This is a genomic window from Microcystis sp. LE19-10.1B (genome assembly GCF_027530565.1).
Taxonomy (GTDB): domain Bacteria; phylum Cyanobacteriota; class Cyanobacteriia; order Cyanobacteriales; family Microcystaceae; genus Microcystis; species Microcystis aeruginosa.
In genome coordinates, this window is the sequence record NZ_JAPZQM010000143.1 from 1 (window position 1) to 1,056 (window position 1,056).

Here is a 1,056-nt window from a genome sequence, read left to right on the forward strand (position 1 = left end):
TAAATCCTTATCTGGCAAAAGATTTAACTGATTAGCTCGCTCTAGATCAAAAACAATTGACAAAAATCGTCCAATGTCTTTCTCTATAAGGGTTCCATCTCTTATAACCCCCGTCCATTACATAACACAAACCGAAGAACCCTTTTTTGTTGTTTCATTAATTCTTTTAAATCTTCTACTGACTCAACAATATCAATTTTGGGTACGACTGGCATCGCTAATTTATCCACTTAATCATCTTTTCTATAAGTATGCCATAGTTTTTGAAATTTGGTATAAGTAGCTAGGCAGAATTAAACTTAAAACAGTGAGTTTCGTATCCTCCTTTTTGAGCGCGAGCTTCGCTCCCTTGTTTAACAGCGATCGCTAAATCGTACTCATCGGGAAAAATTTGACCTGCCAGTTCGTGAGTTTTCAATTGATGCCATTCAGTTTCAATAAGATTCATTTCAGAGGAGTATTTGGGCAGTTGAAAGAAAAATAATCCTTGCTGCTGCCACTTATCCCAATAATCTCTGACTTGCTTACTTGTATGAATGGGATGATTATCTTGAACGATGACGGTAATCTCCCCCGTCTTTTCAAAATGTTGGGCAGCAAGTTGGGCTTGCCATTCGAGAAGCTTAATATAAGTGTCCCCGTATAGAGAGCCTAATTTCAATCCATAGTCAAAACTCACTCCCACCGAGTAAAGTCCCAGAATATTTAATCTTTTTCCTCGTCTTTTAGTCTGTTCTAAGACTTTCTGCTCTCCAAGACGAGCATAAGTGTAGCTGACGGGACTCCAAAGAGAAAAACCTGATTCATCCAAAAATTTTAGACGGATTTCTCCGGCACTATGCGCCCAGAACAACCAGTCTAAATCGGCTTTTTTAGCTAATTTAACTTGAGGATCAGCACAATTGGGTTGTTTATATATTGGGTTCTTCGTTACTTGGTATGGTTCGATAGGGGGGCATAAATCGACTAAATCCTTATCTGGCAAGAGACTTAATTGATTAGTTCGCTCTAGAGCAAAAACAATTGACAAAAATCGCTAAATGCCTTTCTCTATAA

1 protein-coding gene is annotated in these 1,056 nt (G+C 38.2%); it reads right to left on the reverse strand.

Features of this window, described 5'->3' with window-relative positions:
• Nucleotides 1-283 precede the first annotated feature (283 nt).
• Nucleotides 284-1,030, reverse strand: a complete 747-nt coding sequence (locus tag O9332_RS05065; protein WP_288024016.1) for a transposase — start codon at nucleotides 1,028-1,030, stop codon at nucleotides 284-286.
• Between the last annotated feature and the right edge of the window lie 26 nt (nucleotides 1,031-1,056).